Source organism: Curtobacterium sp. Csp2 (assembly GCF_013347165.1).
The window spans coordinates 2,474,892-2,493,429 of sequence record NZ_CP054593.1 but is presented as its reverse complement, the minus strand read 5'-3'; the positions used below and the strand labels follow the sequence as shown (position 1 = coordinate 2,493,429).

The following is an 18,538-nucleotide window of genomic DNA, read 5'->3' as shown; positions in this document are numbered from 1 at the left end:
GAGATGTGTATAAGAGACAGCCTCGGCGGTGCCGTGCTGACCGCCCGGGGCGTCCGCTCCCGGCGACGCCCGGCACAGCAGCGCGATGATCAGCGGGACGGGCGTCCCACCGACGGCGACCGTGGTCACGGTGACCGGTTCGCTGTCGACGTCGCCGGTGGAGGCGACGACGGAGTACTCGGTCTCCGGCCGCAACCCGGAGAGCACGAACGCGCCGTCCTGGTCGGTGGTCACGGTCACCGCGGCACCGTCGGCCGGGTCGGTCGGGGTGGCCACGACCTCGAGGTCCGGTGCGGGCGTGCCGTCGGCCTCGGTCACGGTGCCCGGCTGGTCCACCGTCGGCAGCGGCAGGACGAAGTCGACCGGGGTCGACGCGGCGCCGGTGTCCACGGTCGTGACGACCTGCGCCGCCGCGCCGTCGACGGTGATCCGGTACGGCGTACCCGGCGTGAGTCCCGCCAGGTCGTAGCTGCCGTCAGCGTTCGTCGGGACGACCACGACCGATCCGGCGCCGCGTCGACCCCGGTCGACTTCGTCCTGCCGCTGCCGACGGTGGACCAGCCGGGCACCGTGACCGAGGCCGACGGCACGCCCGCACCGGACCTCGAGGTCGTGGCCACCCCGACCGACCCGGCCGACGGTGCCGCGGTGACCGTGACCACCGACCAGGACGGCGCGTTCGTGCTCTCCGGGTTGCGGCCGGAGACCGAGTACTCCGTCGTCGCCTCCACCGGCGACGTCGACAGCGAACCGGTCACCGTGACCACGGTCGCCGTCGGTGGGACGCCCGTCCCGCTGATCATCGCGCTGCCGGCAGCCGCGGTCACGCCGACCACGACGCCCTCCCCGAGCACGCCCGTGGCCCAGCCGGTCGCCGACGGTGGGACGACCACCGGCGGCGGCGGGGCCGGTCCGCTCGCGTACACCGGCGCCGAGCCCACCCCGGCGCTCGTCGCCGCCGGCGCACTCGTGCTCCTCGGCGGTGCCGTGCTGACCGCCCGGGGCGTCCGCTCCCGGCGACGCCCGGCACAGCAGCGCGACTGACGCACACGAGGACGGGCGGGCCGGCACCAGTCGACCCGCCCGTCCTCGTGCGTGCACCGAGCGCGCACGACACCCCGCCCGTCGATCGCCGACCGTGCAGGCCGTGTCGGCGGACGACGCCGAGCGTGACAGATCTGGCCCGCTCGGCACCCGCCCCGCGCCCCTCAGCGCCGCCGGCGGGTGGGCACCGAGCCCGTCGCGACGGCGACCGACCCGGTGAGCGTCTGGATCGCCCGGCTCACGACCGGCACCGACGTGGTGACGACCGCGAGCGAGGACGTGATCGCCTCGATCGACGACGTCGACAGGTGCTCCTGCGCGTGGGTGTGCACGGGGAACCCGCGGCGAGCGGCGACGACGACCCCGAGGGAGCCGACGAGCACGACCGCACCCGCGAACGGCAGCCACTGCAGCCCGACGACCCCGAGTGCCTGCCCGCCGATCGCCGCGCCGCCCGCGATGCCGATGTTCGACGCCCCGTTGACGAGCGCGCCCGCGATGTCGGGGGAGACTCCGCCGGTGCGGATCGCCGCCGCCATGAACAGCGTGCCGGTGGTGCCGTTGGCCGCCATCCAGATCCCGGCGACCACCATCGTGCCGACGAGCGAGCCGTGCACGAACGGCATCGTGGCGAACGCGGCGGCCATCACGGCGATCGCTGCGAGCAGCGTCTGGCGGGGTGCCCGGTCGACGAACATCCCGGCGAGCCAGAGGCCGACGACCCCGGTGCCGCCGAGCACGAGGAGCGCGCCGCTGACCATGCCGGCGTCGAGCCCGGCGTCGATCGCGTACGGGCCGATGTACGTGTAGACGACGTAGTGACCGGCGAACAGCAGCAGGTCGGCGACGACGACGGAGAGCAGCCCGGTCCGCGCCCAGGCGCGCGGTGAACCGATGTGCGGCGACGAGCTGCCGCGGACGGCCGGCAGGAACGCAGCGGCGACGACGGCGAGCGCCGCGGCGGCCAGGGCGACGGCGCCGACGGCCGAACGCCACCCGATCGTCTGCGCGACCCACGTCGCGATCGGGACGCCGAGGACGAACCCGAGCGAGCTGCCCGAGTAGACGAACGCGATCGCCCGGCCGGCGAGCCGCGGCGGCACGATGCGCGTGGCGTAGGCCGACGCGACCGAGAAGAACAGCGCGTGCGCGACGCCGCCGACGACCCGGCCCGCGCAGACGACCGCGAACGACGGCGCCGTGGCGACGAGGACGTTCGACACCGCGTACCCGACGAGCGTCGCGACGAGCACGGTCTTCCGGGGGAGCCGCGCGGTGAACGACGTCAGCGGGAGCGCGAGCAGGGCGACGGCCGCGGCGTAGACGGTGACGACGATGCCCATGGTGGACTCGCTGACCCGGAGGTCGCGGCTCATGGTGCCGAGCAGACCGACCGGCATGAGCTCGGTCGTGATCGCGAAGAACGTGGCGAGCCCGAGCACGGCGATGCCGACGACGGACTGCGTGGTGACGGTGATCGGCCTCGTGTTCGTCGACACGGCCGAGGTGGTGGTGTTCGTGGACACGCTGCTGACCTCCTCCGGGGAACGGCGGAGCACGCGTCGGACCGACCGTCGTGACGGTGGTGCGCGATGCGCGCTCGCGGTGGTGTGGACCGGGTCGGACGACCCGGGGTGTTGTGGACGACTCCACGGCGAGTGCGCTCAACCAGTGTTGCACGGTGCATCCAGATCGCGCGAGGGGGTTCGCCGAGAAAGTCCTAGGAGCGCTCCAACGCAGTGCCCGTGCGGGCATTCCCGATCGGCTGCGATCAGTTCTCGTTCGTCACCGTGCCCTGCACGCCACCGCCACGCAGGGTCAGCGTCAGCGTCCCGCTCATCGACTGCGCGGACAGGGACACCGACCCGTGCAGTGCCTCCTCGCGCGGGTAGCACGCGGTCGTCGACTCGAGCCGGTTCGCCGTCGCGACGAGGCAGATGGTCGAGCGGTCCGTCCCGATGCCGGCCCAGACGTTCCACGGTGTCTCGAAGGCACTCCCGTCGAGCGCCCGGTTCGTGAACACCAGTCGCGTCGTCCGCAGGCTCACCGGCGCCTCGACGGGGCCCGGCAGCTGGTCCGCGTACGTCTGCGGCATGTCGAGCAGCTCCTCGAGCGTGACCGTCCCCGGCGTCGGCGTGGTGCTCGGTCCGGCGGCCGGCTGGTCGCGCGCGGTGCCGACGAGCGTGCCGGCGGCGAAGGCGACCGCGATGGTCGCCGCCGCGCCGAGCGCGATCCAGACGCGCGGCCTGGCCGTCCACAGCAGCCCGGCGAGGCGGCTGCGGACCGTCTGCGGTGCACCGGCCTGGAGGCCCGCCCCACCGCCGTCCCGCGCCTCCGGTCCGTCCGTGGTCGCCTCCGGCGCGGCTGTCGCCACGGCGGCGACCGGTGCGGCCGCGCGGTCCGGCACCGCGCCGGGGCTGGCCACGCGGGGTGACCGGCCGTCGGGCTCGGCCGGCGGGGCGGGCGCGGGGCGTGCCTCCCGTCCGTGGTCCGCGGTGCTGCCCGCCAGGGCCTGCAGGGCGAGCCGCGCCCGCGCAGCCTCGTCCGGCGGCGTCTCGGCACCCCACGCGAGTGCCTCGAGCCGCGCCCGTTCCGTCGCGACGTCGTCGTCGGCCATGTGCGCTCCCGGTCCGGACGCACCGGACGTCCGCCATGTTCCCACCGGAGCGCCCCGCGCGTCCGGTCGCGGCGGGCACTGTCCAGTCGGCGACGGGTAGACGGGACGCATGACCGACCAGCACGAACACGAACGAGCCGACGCCGAGCGCCACGACGCCGTCCGGCACGACGCGGACCCGGAGACCCTCGAGGCGCTGTCGCACGACACCCAGTCCGGCGAGGCCGACTACGTCGCGACGAGCCCCGGCGGCAGCGGCACCGAGCGCCACGTCCCGACGGCCGACGAGGAGCAGGGCCGCGGGTCCGAGTACGACCCCGTCGACCAGGGCCCGCAGCAGGAGGGGCAGGGCGGCTAGCGCAGCACCCGGCGCAGCACGGCGCGTTCGCCGAGCGTCCAGACCGCGCTCGTCACGACGTACAGCGTCGCGGCGAGCGGAGCGACCGCGGCGAACACCACGGAGACGAACGGTGCCCACCGGGCGACGGCCGTCCCCACGCGGACCGTGGCGGCCGGTGCGGTGCCGTCCTGCGTGACCGGGTTCCAGCGCAGGGCTGCGCGACGGGACGCCTCAACCACGACGGTCAGGACGGCGAGCAGGACGAGGACGACCCACGCGTGCGTCCAGAGCGGCCCGGCGAGGACGACGAGCAGCGAGTGCCCGAGCGGGATCCCGACGAGTGTGGCGTCGAGCAGCACGTTGACGGCGCCGTCGATCGTGGCGTGCGTGAACAGTGTGTACACGAGCGACAGCACCGGTGCCTGCGCGAGCACCGGCAGGCACCCGGCGAGCGGCGAGACCCGTTCGGACGTGTACAGCTCCTGGGCCGCACGCTGCAGGCGCTCGCGGTCGGATCCGTACCGTCGCCGCAGGGCCGCGAGCTGCGGGGCGAGTCGGCGGCGGTCCCGTTCGGCCCGGACCTGCAGCACGGACAGCGGTACGAGCGCGACGCGGACGGCGAGCGTGAGCGCGACGACGGCCAGGGCGGCGGCGAACCCGCCGCCGACGGGGGTGAGGGCGCCGGTGAGCGCGGTGAGCAGGTCGGCGCCGCCGTGCAGCAGCGGGCCGACGACGGGCAGGGTGGTGGTGTCCACGGGGTTCCGATCGGTGGGAGGGGCACGGGTGCGTGCGGCCCGGTCACCGTCGGTGGTCGTCACCGTCCGGGATCAGGCCGGGACGGGTGCTCCCGGTGCCCGACCGCGGACGTGTCCGTCGGCGTCGGGGTGGCTCCACGCGATCCGCGTCACGAGCTCCGCGGCCTCGGCAGCGGCCGGACCCGGGCGGGGGAGCCGTGCGGTGCCGAGGACGACCGCGAGCAGGTGCACGGCGACGACACCGATCGCGACGGCCGTCAGCCCCAGGGCGGCCACCGCGAGCAGCGGGGCCGGTCCGACCGCGGGGTCGCCGAGGACGAGCGCCGCGACGATGCGCAGCAGTCCCTCGACGAGCGTGATCACCCGTTCAGCGTAACGCCCGCGCGCCGCAGCCGACCGGCAGGAGCGGACGGGCAGGATCGACGCCATGACCGCAGGATCGCCGAGCACCCCAGCGACCCTCGCCCTCGAGCGGGCGGGGATCCCGTACACCCCGCACGTCTACGAGCACCACGAGACGGCGACGAACTTCGGCGAAGAAGCAGCGGCCGCGCTCGGCCTGCGCGAGGAGCAGGTCTTCAAGACGCTGGTGGTGTCGGTCGACGGCCAGCTCGCGGTCGCGGTCGTCCCGGTGGCGAACCGGCTGGACCTGAAGGCGATCGCCGCGGCCCTCGGCGGCAAGAAGGCGTCGCTGGCGCTGCCGGCCCTCGCCGAGAAGCGCACGGGCTACGTCGTCGGCGGGATCAGCCCGGTCGGCCAGAAGGCCCGGCTGCGGACGGTCCTCGACGAGTCCGCCCTGACGTACGCGAGCATCTTCGTCTCGGGCGGCCGCCGCGGGTTCGACATCGAGCTCGCGCCCACGGACCTGATCACCGCCACGGACGCCCGGACCGCGGCGATCGCGCGGACCTGAGTCGGGTCGCCGCAACTTTCTCCGACGAACGGGAATGACCCCGCTCCTCCTGCGTTCCATTGAGTCGAAGGCACTCAAGTTCCCAGGAGGTCCCGTTGCCAGAGACGTTCGGCCCGACCAGCGGCAGTGACTCGTTCGACGAGTTCCTTGCACGACTCCTCGCGGCCCAGGAGACCGGCGCCCGGCGGTCCGTCCCGCTCGGACGCCCGGTCGACATCACGCGACTGCTCAGCCGTCGCACCCACGAGCTGCTCCAGCGCACCGCCACGTACGCCGTGTCCCAGGGACAGCGCGAGCTCGACGCGCTGCACCTGCTGCACGAGCTCGTCGCCACCGAACCCTTCGACGCGGTCGTCCGCTCCGCCGGCGTCGACCCCGAGCACCTCGCGCACGAGGTCGAGCAGCGCCTGCCCGCCCCGTCCGACGCACCCGTCGTCGACCGCCCCGCCCTCACCCCGAGCGCGCAGCGCATCCTCGTCGAGGCCACCCAGGCGGCGCGCGGGTTCGGCAGCACCTACACCGACCCCGAGCACGTCTTCTTCGCGCTCGTCATGGACCAGGAGACCGTCACCGGTCAGCTCCTGGCGAGCGCCGGCGTGACCCCGCAGGTCATGTCGTCGTACGCACAGCAGGCCGCCGCGGCGGCGCGAGAGGGGCGACCCGTGCCCGGCACCACCGACACCGACGAGCAGCAGCAGCAGTCGGACACCCCGACGCTCGACCAGTTCGGCACCGACCTCACCGAGCGCGCCCGCCAGGGCGGCATCGACCCGGTGATCGGGCGCGCCGACGAGATCGAGCAGACCGTCGAGATCCTGCTCCGCCGCACCAAGAACAACCCCGTCCTGATCGGTGAGCCCGGCGTCGGCAAGACCGCCGTCGTCGAGGGGCTCGCGCAGCGCATCGCCGACGGCGACGTCCCCGTGCTGCTCCAGGGCAAGCGGGTCGTCGCCCTCGACCTCGCCGGCATGCTCGCCGGCACGCGCTACCGCGGCGACTTCGAGGAGCGCCTGACGAACGCGATGGACGAGATCACTGCGCACGCCGACGAACTCATCGTCTTCGTCGACGAGCTGCACACCGTCGTCGGCGCCGGCGGTGGCGGCGAGGGCGGCTCGATGGACGCCGGCAACATCCTCAAGCCGCGGCTGGCTCGCGGCGAGCTGCACCTCGTCGGTGCGACGACGCTCGCCGAGTACCGCCGCATCGAGCAGGACGCCGCCCTCGAACGCCGCTTTCAGCCCGTCACCGTGGGGGAGCCGAGCGTCGAGGACGCGGTCGCGATCCTGACCGGCCTGGCGCCCCGCTACGCCGAGCACCACGACGTCGAGTACACCGACCAGGCCCTCCGCGCCGCCGTCGAGCTCTCGCACCGCTACGTCACCGACCGGCACCTGCCCGACAAGGCGATCGACCTCATCGACCAGGCCGGCGCCCGCCGGCGGCTGGCCCGCTCGGGCGACGTCGACGTGGCCGCCCTGCGGGAGCAGGTCGCGTCCCTCGCCACGGCGAAGGACGCCGCGGTCGCCGAGGAGCGCTACGAGGAGGCGTCGCGCCTGCGCGACGAGATCGACGAACTGGAGGCGCGGATCACCGCCGCCTCGCAGGACGACGGTAGCCGCGCCTCCCGTCCGGCACCGGGTGACCGCACGATCACGGAGGCCGACGTCGCCGCGGTGGTGTCCCGGGCCACCGGGATCCCCGCCACCCGCCTCACGCAGGGTGACCGGAGCCGACTGGCCGACCTGGAGGACGAGCTGCACGAGCGGGTCGTCGGCCAGGACGACGCGGTGCGCGCCGTTGCGACGGCCGTCCGGCGCAGCCGGACCGGCATGGGCGACCCTCGTCGGCCGGTCGGGAGCTTCCTGTTCCTCGGCCCGACGGGTGTCGGCAAGACCGAGCTCGCGAAGGCCCTCGCCGGGTCGCTCTTCGGCGACGAGTCGGCGATGCTCCGGTTCGACATGAGCGAGTTCGGCGAGCGCCACACGGTCTCGCGGCTCGTCGGTGCCCCTCCCGGGTACGTCGGCTACGGCGAGGCCGGGCAGCTCACCGAACGCGTGCGGCGCAACCCGTACTCGGTGATCCTGCTCGACGAGGTCGAGAAGGCGCACCCGGACGTGTTCAACCTGCTCCTGCAGGTGCTCGACGACGGGCGTCTGACCGACGGACAGGGACGCACCGTCGACTTCCGGAACACGGTCGTCGTCATGACGTCGAACATCGGGTCGGAGTTCCTCGCCTCGCGGTCCGGTGCGCTCGGCTTCTCGGCCGCGGGGGACGGCGGCTTCGACGAGGACGACCTGCGGCGCCGCGTGATGGGGCGGCTGCGCGAGGCCGTGCGTCCGGAGTTCATCAACCGCATCGACGACATCGTGCTGTTCCGCAAGCTCGAGCAGGACCAGCTCCGGTCGATCGTCGACCTGCTGCTGCGGGACACGTCCCTGCGGCTGCTCGCGCAGGGGATGACCCTGTCGGTGTCCGACGCTGCGGCCGCCTGGCTCGCCGAGCACGGTGCCGAACCGGAGTACGGCGCCCGTCCGCTCCGTCGGCTCATCCAGCGCGAGGTGGACGACCGCATCGCGAGCCTGGTCGTGGACGAGGCCGTGCACGAGGGCGACACCGTCCGCGTGGACGTGGTCGACGGCGCGCTCGTGGTCGGTGTCGTGGACACCGCCCTGGTCTGACCCTCGCCACACGACGGCCCGGTACCGCTTCGGTACCGGGCCGTCGTCGTGTGCGGAATGCGATCTGGAACTTCTTCCGGATTTCTTCGAGAAAAGGGTTGCGCTCGCATTCCCGGGATGGATAGTGTTCACGAGCACCACCGGCTGAACGACGATGAAAGGGGGCCGACAAGATGATGATCACCGCGATGAACCCGTTCCGTGGAGTCCGTGGGATCGGCGGCTCCCCGATCCGTCACCGCTGACGCGGGACGTCCGCTCCAGCCCACCCGGCCGTGCCGAGGAGGCTGCGCTCGATCAGCTGCGCCCGAGGAGTTCGGCGCAGCGCTGCTGATCCACGCGGCTGACGCGCTCGTCGGTTCCGCCCTGCGAACCCGCCTTGCGGGCGCGCTCCGCGGGTCCTGTCCGGGGCGCGACCGCCCGTCGCAGATCCGGTCCTGACCGGACGCGCGCGGCGCGTCCCGTGGGCTGAGCGGACGACGTCCCCACGATCCTCCAGTACCGCGTGCCGACATTCTCGGTCGCCGCGCGGAATGTCGTCGCGTGCATTTCCGGCGCGCTCCGGCACTGCATTCCTGCCCGCTCCTGCGGGTTGTTCCGTCCTGCCCTCCTGCCAGAAAGGCACCACCGTGTCGAACGACCTCGACGTCCGCCCTCCCAGTACCCGTGCGCTCCGACGCCGGGTCTCCCTCGCCGACCGCATCGCCCTCCGGGTCGGCATGTCCCTGATCATCTGGAGTCGGCGCACCCACCACGTGCGGCACGCCGTCGACCACGCCACCCGGCTGCGACTCGAGCGCGAGCGGCGCCAGCGCGAGGTGGACCTGCTCGTGCACAGCGCCGTCATGCGCATGTGGCGCTGAGCCCCGCGGTCGCGGCCGCCGGCCGCCGGCTGCCGTCGCTCCGAACCACGAACGCGACGTCGAACCAGGCATCCCGCCTGGTTCGACGTCGCTTCGACGGTTCGACGCGCGTCGAACCGTCCGCGCTACCGCTTCCGGTTCGCCACGAGGGCGACCGCGTACGCCGGGAACCACGTCCCAGCCGCCGGTCCGCCGTTGCAGGTCCCGTCGCTGGCGCCGGGGGTCTTCACCCACAGCAGGGCGTCGAGCCGCGTGGTCCCGGCGGTGACCCGCGGCGACTGCCCGAGTCCGGCGCCCGTCGGGTTGCACCACGTGCCGCGCCACCCGCGGCCGTTCCGTGACACGTCGATCACGTAGCGCGCGCCGCCGACCAGTGCGCTGAGACGGTCGGCGTAGGCGCGCTCCCCGTCGACACCGTAGAAGTTCGCCACGTTCGTGTAGAAACCCCGTGCTCGGTCGATGCCCGCGCGCTGCAGCAGCGCCGCCTGCACGGCCGGCGGGTTCCAGTCCTCGTTCCCGCCGTCCAGGTAGGCGGGGACCCCGGCGTCGGCGAACGCACGGACCGCCGAGGCCACCAGTGCGGGACGGGTCGCGCTCTCGGACACGCACGAGGTCAGGTGGGACAGCGAGTCCGGTTCGACGAGGACGACGGCGCGGTGGCCGCGGAGCATCGTCGCGATCCGCTGGTTCCACACGGGGTACTCCGCTGCGCTGAGTCCGCCGGCCGAGTACCCACCGCAGTCCCGGTTCGGGATCGCGTAGGTCACGAACACCGGGGTCGTCCCGCTCTTCTCGGCCGCGGCGAGGTTGCGGGCCACGACGCGGTCCAGCTGGTCGCCGCGGAGCCAGTCGCCCAGCCAGGTGGCGATGGGCTGCGCGGCGATCGTCCGAGCAGCTGCCGCGTCGGCGGTCCTGCCCTGGGCGGCGAGTGCCGCGGCCGCGGCGGCGGGTTGGTTGTCCGGCTGCACGGTCAGTCCGCCGGCGAACACCGCACTCGCGGGTGCCGTCCTGATGGTGCCCGCCGCGATCGGCGCGCGGGCCGTCCGTGTGGCAGCCGTCGCACTGCTCGGCGCGACCGACAGGCCGACGACCACGATTGCCGCCGTGAAGGCGGCGGTGGCCAGGGTGCTGACGCGGTGGTGCACGGTTCCTCCCGACCAGGAGGGCGCCCCGTGCACCCGGTCGACCGGTCCTCGTCCAATGGGAACCCCTCACGGGCCCGCGCGTCGAGCACCAGAACGAGGGGCAGGGACCGCCCTCGGCGTGGTCCGCCCACGCGGTCGACTACCGTTGTGCGGTGACCGAAACCGCTGCTGCCCTCGTCGAACGTCTCACCGCGATCGTGCCGGACTTCCCGAAGCCCGGCATCCTGTTCCGCGACGTGACCCCGGTGTTCTCCGACCCCGTCGCGTTCGGCCGCGTCTGCGAGGCCCTCGCCGCACCGTTCGCCGTCGGCGCCGGGTTCCAGGCGGTCGCCGGCATCGAGGCCCGCGGGTTCGCCCTCGCCGGCGGGATCGCCGCGCAGCACCAGGTCGGCGTCCTGACCGTTCGCAAGGCGGGGAAGCTCCCCGGCGAGGTCCTCAGCGAGCAGTACGCGCTGGAGTACGGCGAGGCGGAGCTCGAGCTCCGCCCGGGCCAGCTGCCGCAGGGGACCCGGGTGCTCGTCGTCGACGACGTCCTGGCGACCGGTGGCACGGCGGCGGCCACCGTCACGCTGCTCGAGCGTGCCGGCTACGAGGCGATCGGCTTCGCGTCGCTCCTCGAGCTCGACGGCCTGGCCGGGCGCGAGCGCCTCGAGCCGCGCCTGCCGGTCACCACGCTCGGGCGCGTGCCCGCCTGAACCGGCGTGACCGCGCACTAGTCTTGACCCACCCCTGAACCAACCGAGGAGCACCACGATCGTGACCGACGCAGTCGCACCCGAGCCCGCAGACCTGCCCCAGGCACCCGAGCCCCGCACCGCGACGACGGCCACGACGGGCACCGAGCTCTTCGACGGCGAGCGCGGCGTCGTCGCCATCCGCGTCGGCGGTGTCCTGAAGGACCTCGACGCGGCCGTGCAGGACGGCGAGACCGCCGAGGCGGTGACGCTGCAGGAGCAGGACGGCCTCGACATCCTCCGGCACTCGGCCGCGCACGTGCTCGCACAGGCGGTCCAGCAGATCAACCCGGAGGCCAAGCTCGGCATCGGCCCGCCCGTCACCGACGGCTACTACTACGACTTCGACGTCGCCGAGCCGTTCACGCCCGAGGACCTCAAGGCGATCGAGAAGGGCATGGACCGGATCATCCGTCAGGCCCAGCGCTTCCGCCGCGTCGTCGTCACCGACGACGAAGCCCGTGAGCGCATGGCGGGGGAGCCCTACAAGCAGGAGCTCATCGGCCTCAAGGGCGCAGCGGCCGACGGCGACTCCGGTGAGAGTGTCGAGGTCGGCGCCGGCGAGCTCACCGTCTACGAGAACGTCGACCCGAAGTCCGGCAAGGTCGTCTGGCAGGACCTCTGCCGCGGTCCTCACGTGCCGCACACCCGCTGGATCGGCAACGCGTCGAAGCTCATGCGCGTGGCGGCGGCCTACTGGCGCGGCTCCGAGAAGAACCCGCAGCTGCAGCGCGTCTACGGCACGGCGTGGCCGGACAAGGAGCAGCTCAAGGCGTACCAGCTCCGGCTCGAGGAGGCAGCGAAGCGCGACCACCGCAAGCTCGGTGCCGAGCTCGACCTGTTCTCGTTCCCCGACGAGATCGGCTCGGGCCTGGCGATCTTCCACCCGAAGGGCGGCATCATCCGCCGCGAGATGGAGGACTACTCGCGCCGCCGGCACGAACAGGAGGGCTACTCCTTCGTCTACACGCCGCACATCACCAAGGGCGACCTGTTTGAGCAGTCGGGCCACCTCGGTTGGTACAAGGACGGCATGTTCCCGGCCATGCACATGGACCAGGCGACGGACGAGGACGGCAACGTCACGCGGCAGGGGGCGGACTACTACCTCAAGCCGATGAACTGCCCGATGCACATCTTGGCGTACCGCTCGCAGGCCCGCTCCTACCGCGACCTGCCGCTGCGGATGTTCGAGTTCGGCACGGTCTACCGCAACGAGAAGTCCGGCGTCATCCACGGACTCACGCGCGTCCGCGGCATGACCCAGGACGACGCCCACATCTTCACCACGCAGGAGAAGATGAAGGAGGAGCTCACCACGACGCTGCAGTTCGTGCTCTCGCTGCTCCGCGACTACGGCCTCGACGACTTCTACCTCGAGCTCTCCACGAAGGACCCGGAGAAGTACGTCGGCGACGACGAGGTGTGGGAGGTCGCGACGAACACCCTGCGCGAGGTCGCCGAGGAGTCCGGGCTCGAGCTCGTCCCGGACCCGGCGGGCGCGGCGTTCTACGGCCCGAAGATCTCGGTGCAGGCGCGTGACGCCATCGGCCGCACGTGGCAGATGTCGACCGTGCAGCTCGACTTCAACCTGCCGGAGCGCTTCGGCCTCGAGTACACGGCGCCGGACGGCTCGCGTCAGCGCCCGGTGATGATCCACCGCGCCCTGTTCGGCTCGATCGAGCGCTTCTTCGGCGTCCTCACCGAGCACTACGCGGGCGCGTTCCCGGCGTGGCTGTCCCCGGTCCAGGTCGTCGCGATCCCGGTCGCCGCCGAGTACGGCGACTACCTCGACGAGGTCGTCGCGAAGCTCCGCTCGCACGGGGTCCGCGCCGAGGTCGACCACTCGGACGACCGCATGCAGAAGAAGATCCGCACGCACACCAAGGCGAAGGTGCCGTTCCAGCTCATCGCCGGCGGCGACGACCGCGACGCCGGCGCCGTGAGCTTCCGCTTCCGCGACGGCCGCCAGGACAACGGCGTGCCCGTGGACGAGGCGGTCGAACGCATCCTCACCGCGATCCGCGACCGCACGCAGGTCTGATGGTCGCCGAGCAGCCGGGAGGCACGCCGTCGGTCCCCGGGACCGGTCACGTCGACGACGTGGTCGGTCCCGACCCGCTGGTCATCCGGGACGCCGCGACCGGCGCGGCCGTCCCGGACGCCTTCCAGCGGCTCTGGAACCCGCACCGGATGGCGTACATCGATGCCGGTCGAGAGGGGAAGGGCCGCGGGCACGAGGACGACTGCCCGTTCTGTGAGGCGCCCCGGAAGTCCGACGAGGACGCCCTCATCGTCGCCCGCGGCGAGCACGCCTACGTCCTGCTCAACCTGTTCCCGTACAACAACGGCCACCTGCTCGTCTGCCCGTACCGGCACGTCCCGCTCTACGACGAGGCGACGCCGGACGAGACCCGCGAGATGGCGGAGCTGACCCAGACGGCGATGCGCGTGCTGCGTGCCGTGTCGCACTGCGACGGCTTCAACATCGGCATGAACCAGGGCGAGATCGCGGGCGCCGGGGTGGCCGGGCACCTGCACCAGCACGTCGTCCCGCGGTGGGCCTCGGACTCGAACTTCTTCCCGATCATCGCCCGGACGAAGTCGATGTCCCAGCTGCTGGGGGACACCCGCCGACTCGTCGCGGAAGGCTGGCCGACGGCGCACTAGAGTGGAGGGCATCATGAGCGACAGCACCAGCACCTCGGGCACCAACGGCACCTCGATCACCGGCTCCGACCGCGTCAAGCGCGGTCTCGCCGAGATGCTCAAGGGCGGCGTGATCATGGACGTCGTCGACGCCGAGCAGGCCCGCATCGCGGAGGAAGCCGGCGCGACCGCCGTCATGGCCCTCGAGCGCGTCCCCGCCGACATCCGTGCGCAGGGCGGCGTCGCCCGCATGTCCGACCCGTCGATGATCGAGGAGATCATCGCCTCGGTGTCGATCCCCGTCATGGCGAAGGCCCGCATCGGCCACTTCGTCGAGGCACAGGTGCTCCAGGAGCTCGGCGTCGACTACATCGACGAGTCCGAGGTCCTGTCGCCCGCCGACTACGTCAACCACATCGACAAGTGGAACTTCACCACGCCGTTCGTCTGCGGCGCCACCAACCTGGGCGAGGCACTCCGTCGCATCACCGAGGGTGCCGCGATGATCCGCTCCAAGGGCGAGGCCGGCACCGGTGACGTGTCCGAGGCGACGAAGCACATCCGCACCATCTCGAAGGAGATCGCGGCGCTCCGGTACCTCAAGGAGGACGAGCTCTACGTCGCCGCGAAGGAGCTCCAGGCGCCGTTCGACGTCGTGAAGGAGGTCGCGCAGACAGGCAAGCTCCCGGTCGTGCTCTTCACCGCGGGCGGTGTCGCCACCCCGGCCGACGCCGCGATGATGATGCAGCTCGGTGCCGACGGCGTGTTCGTCGGGTCCGGCATCTTCAAGTCCGGCGACCCCGCGAAGCGCGCCGCCGCCATCGTCAAGGCCGTCACCTTCCACGACGACCCCAAGGTCATCGCCGAGGTGTCCCGCGGGCTCGGCGAGGCCATGGTCGGCATCAACGTCGCCGACGTCCCCGCACCGCACCGTCTCGCCGAGCGCCGGCATCGGGATGTCGGTCTCGAAGGAGTCGTTCTGGCTGCCGAACGCGTTGCGGCGCACCGTCGTGTCGAGCACGTCGAGCGTCTGCTGCCCCGGGATCCCCGCGGCGATGCGCGACGAGAGCATGATCATCCCCGCGCAGGTGCCGTACGTCGGGAGCCCGCCGCGGATCGCCGCGGACAGGGGCTCGGCCACGCCGAACGCCCGGGAGAGCTTGTCCATGACGCTCGACGTGCTCGACACGACGGTGCGCCGCAACGCGTTCGGCAGCCAGAACGACTCCTTCGAGACCGACATCCCGATGCCGGCGCTCGGCGAGGCCCCGGTGCACGCGGTGTTCATCCGCGCGCCCGTGGTGGAGCAGCACGGCACCGACGTCCAGGTCCTCGGCGCCCTCGCGGACGGACAGGTCGTCGCCGTGCAGCAGGGCAACGTCCTCGCGAGCGCGTTCCACCCCGAGGTCGCGGGCGAGGACCGCTTCCACCGTCGCTTCCTGGCGATGGTCCGCTCCGCCTGAAGCCTGCCCCGGATGCCGGGCGCGACCGGGCTGGGACGCGACCCGCGGGGCGGCGGCGATCCGATCCTCCCGGCCGGTAGACTGGTCCGGATCTTCAGCGAGACCAAGGAGCACCGTGTCCGGGCATTCCAAGTGGGCAACGACCAAGCACAAGAAGGCGGTCATCGACCAGCGCCGCGCGAAGTCGTTCGCCAAGCTCATCAAGAACATCGAGGTCGCGGCCAAGATGGGCGGGGCCGACCTGTCGGGCAACCCGACCCTGGTCGACGCGGTCCAGAAGGCCAAGAAGACCTCGGTGCCGAACGACAACATCGACCGCGCCATCAAGCGCGGCGCCGGTCTGACCGGTGAGTCGATCGAGTACACGACGATCATGTACGAGGGCTACGGCCCGAACGGCGTCGCGATGCTCGTCGAGTGCCTCACCGACAACAAGAACCGCGCCGCGGCCGAGGTCCGGACGGCGATGTCCCGCAACGGCGGCACCATGGCCGACCCGGGCAGCGTCGCCTACAACTTCTCCCGCAAGGGCGTCATCTCGGTGACGAAGGTCGACGGCCTCGACGAGGACACCGTCATGACGGCCGTGCTCGACGCGGGCGTCGAGGACGTCATCGACCAGGGCGGTGGCTTCGAGGTCATCACCGAGGCGACCGACCTCGTCGCTGCGCGCACCGCGCTGCAGGACGCCGGCATCGACTACGACTCCGCCGACGCCGAGTTCGTCCCCGGGGTCAAGGTCCCGGTCGACGCGGACACCGCGCGCAAGGTCTTCAAGCTGATCGACGCGCTCGAGGACTCGGACGACGTGCAGAACGTCTACGCGAACTTCGACATCCCCGCGGACGTCCAGGCCGAGCTCGACGAGGACGAGGACTAGTCCGATGCTCCGGGTGCTCGGGGTCGACCCCGGGCTCACCCGGTGCGGCGTCGGCGTGGTCGAGGTCGCACCGAACCGGCGTGCCCGGCTCGTGCACGTCACCGTCGTGCGCACACCAGCCGACATGGCGCTCGAACAGCGTCTGCTCCGCATCGCGGACGGCATCGCCGCCGAGATCGACGAGCACCGTCCGGACGCCGTCGCCGTCGAGCGCGTCTTCGCGCAGGCGAACGTCCGGACGGTGATGGGCACGGCCCAGGCCGCCGGACTCGCGCTGCACGCCGCGGCGGCGCGCGGTCTGCCCGTCGGACTGCACACGCCGTCCGAGGTCAAGGCCGCCGTCACCGGCTACGGCAACGCCGACAAGCGGCAGGTGCAGACCATGATCGCCCGGGTGCTCGGACTCGACGAGGCCCCGAAGCCGGCGGACGCCGCGGACGCGCTCGCGCTGGCCGTGTGCCATGCCTGGAGGCTCGGATCACCCGACCGGGTCGGCCCCGGTCCGGCAACGCTCACCCCGGCACAGCGCGCCTGGCGGGACGCGCAGGCCGGCACCGCGGACTCCCCGCTCGCCCGCGCGGCCGCCGCGGCGCGTCCGGGCGGTGGCGCACCGTTCGCTCGCGGCCGGGGCGGTGCCGCGCGGCGGGCCGGCTCCGTCGGTGGGCAGCCCTAGGCTCGGAGCATGATCGCGAGCCTCCGGGGAACCTGCATCGACATCGCCGGATCGGCCGTGGTGGTCGAGGTCGGGGGAGTCGGGTACGCCGTGACCGTCACCCCGGCGCACGCGCTGACGATGCGCCACGGGTCCGAGGTGTTCCTGCGCACGCGGATGATCGTGCGCGAGGACGAGCACCAGCTGTTCGGCTTCGAGTCGGCCGAGGCGCTGCAGGTCTTCGACTTCCTGCGCAGCGTGTCGGGCGTCGGCCCGAAGTCCGCGATGGGGGTGCTCGCACACCTCGACCCTGCCCAGGTCGCGAACGCCGTGGCCGCCGAGGACGACGCCGTCTTCCGCAAGGTCTCCGGCATCGGCCCGAAGACCGCCAAGCTCATCACGGTCGCGCTCTCCGGCAAGCTCCTCGCCTTCGAGCAGGCACCCGCCGGCGCCACGGTCGCGGGTGCCGCCGGGGCACACCCCGCCGCGATCGACGTCGTCTCGGCGCTCGTCGGCCTCGGGTGGCGCGAGGACGCCGCGCAGTCCGCCGTCGACTCGGTCGTCGCCACCGACCCGGGCGCCGCCGCCATGGGCACGCAGTCGCTCCTCCGCGCCGCGCTCGGGACCCTCCGTCCCGCGGGGGCCGGACGGTGAGCGGCATCACCTCCGCGGGCGCCGAGTCGCAGGAAGAGCTCGCGTTCGAGGGCGCGCTCCGGCCGAAGTCCCTGGACGAGTTCGTCGGCCAGCGCAAGGTCCGCGGGCAGCTCGACCTGCTGCTCAAGGCCGCCGCGATGCAGGAACGCACGCCGGACCACATCCTGATGGCCGGGCCGCCCGGCCTCGGCAAGACGACGCTCGCGATGATCGTCGCGCACGAGTCCGGCCGTCCGCTGCGGATGTCGAGCGGGCCGGCGATCCAGCACGCCGGTGACCTCGCGGCGGTGCTCTCGTCGCTCGTCCCGGGCGAGGTCTTGTTCATCGACGAGATCCACCGCATGGCGCGCTCCGCAGAGGAGATGCTCTACCTCGCGATGGAGGACTTCCGCATCGACGTCATGGTCGGCAAGGGTGCGGGCGCGACGAGCATCCCGCTCGACCTCGCGCCGTTCACGCTCGTCGGGGCGACCACCCGCGCGGGCCTCCTCCCGAACCCCCTGCGCGATCGCTTCGGCTTCACGGCACACCTCGAGTTCTACGAGAAGGACGAGCTCGAACAGGTCCTGATCCGCGCCGCGCACCTGCTCGACCTGCGCATCGACCGCTCGGCGCTCCGCGAGATCGCCGGGCGCTCCCGAGGGACCCCGCGCATCGCGAACCGTCTGCTCCGCCGGGTCCGGGACTACGCGCTCGTGCACGGCACCGCCGACGGCATGACGGCCGTCCAGGGGGCGCTCGACCTGTACGACGTCGACGAACTCGGTCTCGACCGCCTCGACCGGGCCGTCGTCGAGACGATGCTGACCCGCTTCGACGGCGGCCCGGTCGGCCTGAACACCCTCGCGGTGTCGGTGGGCGAGGAGTCCGAGACCATCGAGTCCGTCGTCGAGCCGTTCCTCGTCCGGGTGGGCCTCGTCACGCGGACGCCGCGCGGTCGGATCGCCACCCCGCAGGCCTGGCGCCACTTCGGCCTGACGCCGGGTGCCGCCACCGGGATGCAGCCGGACCTGTTCGACGACGAATAGCGGCATGCGGTATTCTGCATCCTGAGTCATGCGCCGGGTGCAGCACCCCGCGCGACCGGACGGGTGCAGACCCGTGCCCTAGACTGCTACGGCCCGAAGCCGAGCAACCAGAGAAGG

18 protein-coding genes and 3 pseudogenes are annotated in these 18,538 nt (G+C 72.7%); 14 read left to right on the top strand and 7 right to left on the bottom strand.

Features of this window, described 5'->3' with window-relative positions:
* Positions 1-498: carboxypeptidase-like regulatory domain-containing protein (locus tag HUN59_RS12080; protein WP_174778475.1), on the bottom strand; the 498-nt coding region annotated here is incomplete at its 3' end.
* A gap of 72 nt (positions 499-570) precedes the next feature.
* Between HUN59_RS12080 and HUN59_RS12075 the strand changes: the two genes are divergently transcribed.
* Positions 571-1,044: a carboxypeptidase regulatory-like domain-containing protein gene (locus HUN59_RS12075; RefSeq protein ID WP_174778474.1), complete on the top strand. Its 474-nt coding sequence runs from the start codon at positions 571-573 to the stop codon at positions 1,042-1,044.
* 164 nt (positions 1,045-1,208) lie between these two features.
* Here HUN59_RS12075 and HUN59_RS12070 read toward each other — a convergent pair whose 3' ends face one another.
* Entirely contained in the window at positions 1,209-2,570 is a 1,362-nt protein-coding gene (locus HUN59_RS12070; RefSeq protein ID WP_174778473.1) for an MFS transporter, read from the bottom strand.
* 245 nt (positions 2,571-2,815) lie between these two features.
* Complete coding sequence (locus HUN59_RS12065) at positions 2,816-3,661, bottom strand: hypothetical protein (protein WP_174778472.1); 846 nt, start codon at positions 3,659-3,661, stop codon at positions 2,816-2,818.
* Positions 3,662-3,770: 109 nt separating this feature from the next.
* Between HUN59_RS12065 and HUN59_RS12060 the strand changes: the two genes are divergently transcribed.
* Entirely contained in the window at positions 3,771-4,019 is a 249-nt protein-coding gene (locus tag HUN59_RS12060; RefSeq protein WP_058743025.1) for a hypothetical protein, read from the top strand.
* On the opposite strand, the gene HUN59_RS12055 is transcribed toward HUN59_RS12060, so the two are convergent.
* Both HUN59_RS12055 and HUN59_RS12050 read right to left on the bottom strand, forming a co-directional pair.
* The gene (locus HUN59_RS12055) at positions 4,016-4,756 is read right to left on the bottom strand and encodes a YidC/Oxa1 family membrane protein insertase (RefSeq protein ID WP_141861540.1); all 741 of its coding nucleotides are present in this window, start codon (positions 4,754-4,756) and stop codon (positions 4,016-4,018) included. The genes HUN59_RS12060 and HUN59_RS12055 overlap by 4 nt on opposite strands.
* A 72-nt stretch (positions 4,757-4,828) precedes the next feature.
* The gene (locus HUN59_RS12050) at positions 4,829-5,119 is read right to left on the bottom strand and encodes a hypothetical protein (RefSeq protein ID WP_174778471.1); all 291 of its coding nucleotides are present in this window, start codon (positions 5,117-5,119) and stop codon (positions 4,829-4,831) included.
* A gap of 64 nt (positions 5,120-5,183) precedes the next feature.
* Between HUN59_RS12050 and ybaK the strand changes: the two genes are divergently transcribed.
* The 3 genes from ybaK (at position 5,184) to HUN59_RS12035 (ending at position 9,216) form a co-directional block, all read left to right on the top strand.
* Positions 5,184-5,669 carry a Cys-tRNA(Pro) deacylase gene (gene ybaK / locus HUN59_RS12045; RefSeq protein WP_174778470.1) on the top strand — a complete coding sequence of 162 codons (486 nt, stop codon included), beginning with the start codon at positions 5,184-5,186 and terminating at the stop codon, positions 5,667-5,669.
* 95 nt (positions 5,670-5,764) lie between these two features.
* A complete protein-coding gene (locus HUN59_RS12040) occupies positions 5,765-8,353 on the top strand; it encodes an ATP-dependent Clp protease ATP-binding subunit (protein WP_174778469.1) in 2,589 nt (862 codons plus the stop codon).
* A 629-nt stretch (positions 8,354-8,982) separates the two neighbouring features.
* A complete protein-coding gene (locus tag HUN59_RS12035; RefSeq protein WP_058743028.1) occupies positions 8,983-9,216 on the top strand; it encodes a hypothetical protein in 234 nt (77 codons plus the stop codon).
* A gap of 125 nt (positions 9,217-9,341) precedes the next feature.
* On the opposite strand, the gene HUN59_RS12030 is transcribed toward HUN59_RS12035, so the two are convergent.
* Entirely contained in the window at positions 9,342-10,361 is a 1,020-nt protein-coding gene (locus HUN59_RS12030; protein WP_058743029.1) for a glycoside hydrolase family 6 protein, read from the bottom strand.
* A gap of 152 nt (positions 10,362-10,513) precedes the next feature.
* Here HUN59_RS12030 and HUN59_RS12025 point away from each other — a divergent pair, with 152 nt between their 5' ends.
* The 4 genes and pseudogenes from HUN59_RS12025 to pdxS form a co-directional block, all read left to right on the top strand.
* Positions 10,514-11,056: an adenine phosphoribosyltransferase gene (locus tag HUN59_RS12025; protein ID WP_058743030.1), complete on the top strand. Its 543-nt coding sequence runs from the start codon at positions 10,514-10,516 to the stop codon at positions 11,054-11,056.
* 94 nt (positions 11,057-11,150) lie between these two features.
* On the top strand, positions 11,151-13,139 hold the full coding sequence (thrS, locus tag HUN59_RS12020; RefSeq protein WP_174779474.1) for a threonine--tRNA ligase: 1,989 nt from the start codon (positions 11,151-11,153) through the stop codon (positions 13,137-13,139).
* Positions 13,139-13,765 (top strand): HIT family protein, encoded by a 627-nt coding sequence (locus HUN59_RS12015; protein WP_083520116.1) that lies wholly within the window; start codon positions 13,139-13,141, stop codon positions 13,763-13,765. The genes thrS and HUN59_RS12015 overlap by 1 nt, the downstream gene beginning before the upstream one ends.
* Positions 13,766-13,778: 13 nt before the next feature.
* Positions 13,779-14,690, top strand: a pseudogene (gene pdxS, locus HUN59_RS12010) (pyridoxal 5'-phosphate synthase lyase subunit PdxS); the annotation flags it as partial.
* On the opposite strand, the pseudogene HUN59_RS19740 reads toward pdxS, so the two are convergent.
* A pseudogene (locus tag HUN59_RS19740) lies at positions 14,679-14,921 on the bottom strand (pyridoxal 5'-phosphate synthase glutaminase subunit PdxT); the annotation flags it as partial. The pseudogenes pdxS and HUN59_RS19740 sit on opposite strands and share 12 nt — an antisense overlap.
* Here HUN59_RS19740 and HUN59_RS12000 point away from each other — a divergent pair.
* From HUN59_RS12000 to ruvB, 5 genes and pseudogenes are all read left to right on the top strand, one after another.
* A pseudogene (locus HUN59_RS12000) lies at positions 14,914-15,207 on the top strand (pyridoxal 5'-phosphate synthase glutaminase subunit PdxT); the annotation flags it as partial. The pseudogenes HUN59_RS19740 and HUN59_RS12000 sit on opposite strands and share 8 nt — an antisense overlap.
* 115 nt (positions 15,208-15,322) lie before the next feature.
* The gene (locus tag HUN59_RS11995) at positions 15,323-16,087 is read left to right on the top strand and encodes a YebC/PmpR family DNA-binding transcriptional regulator (RefSeq protein ID WP_058743032.1); all 765 of its coding nucleotides are present in this window, start codon (positions 15,323-15,325) and stop codon (positions 16,085-16,087) included.
* 4 nt (positions 16,088-16,091) lie between these two features.
* Positions 16,092-16,760 (top strand): crossover junction endodeoxyribonuclease RuvC, encoded by a 669-nt coding sequence (gene ruvC, locus HUN59_RS11990; protein ID WP_083520117.1) that lies wholly within the window; start codon positions 16,092-16,094, stop codon positions 16,758-16,760.
* A gap of 9 nt (positions 16,761-16,769) precedes the next feature.
* Positions 16,770-17,393 carry a Holliday junction branch migration protein RuvA gene (ruvA, locus tag HUN59_RS11985; RefSeq protein ID WP_174778464.1) on the top strand — a complete coding sequence of 208 codons (624 nt, stop codon included), beginning with the start codon at positions 16,770-16,772 and terminating at the stop codon, positions 17,391-17,393.
* Complete coding sequence (ruvB, locus tag HUN59_RS11980; RefSeq protein WP_058743034.1) at positions 17,390-18,421, top strand: Holliday junction branch migration DNA helicase RuvB; 1,032 nt, start codon at positions 17,390-17,392, stop codon at positions 18,419-18,421. Before ruvA ends, ruvB begins: the two co-directional genes overlap by 4 nt.
* Positions 18,422-18,538: the final 117 nt, after the last annotated feature.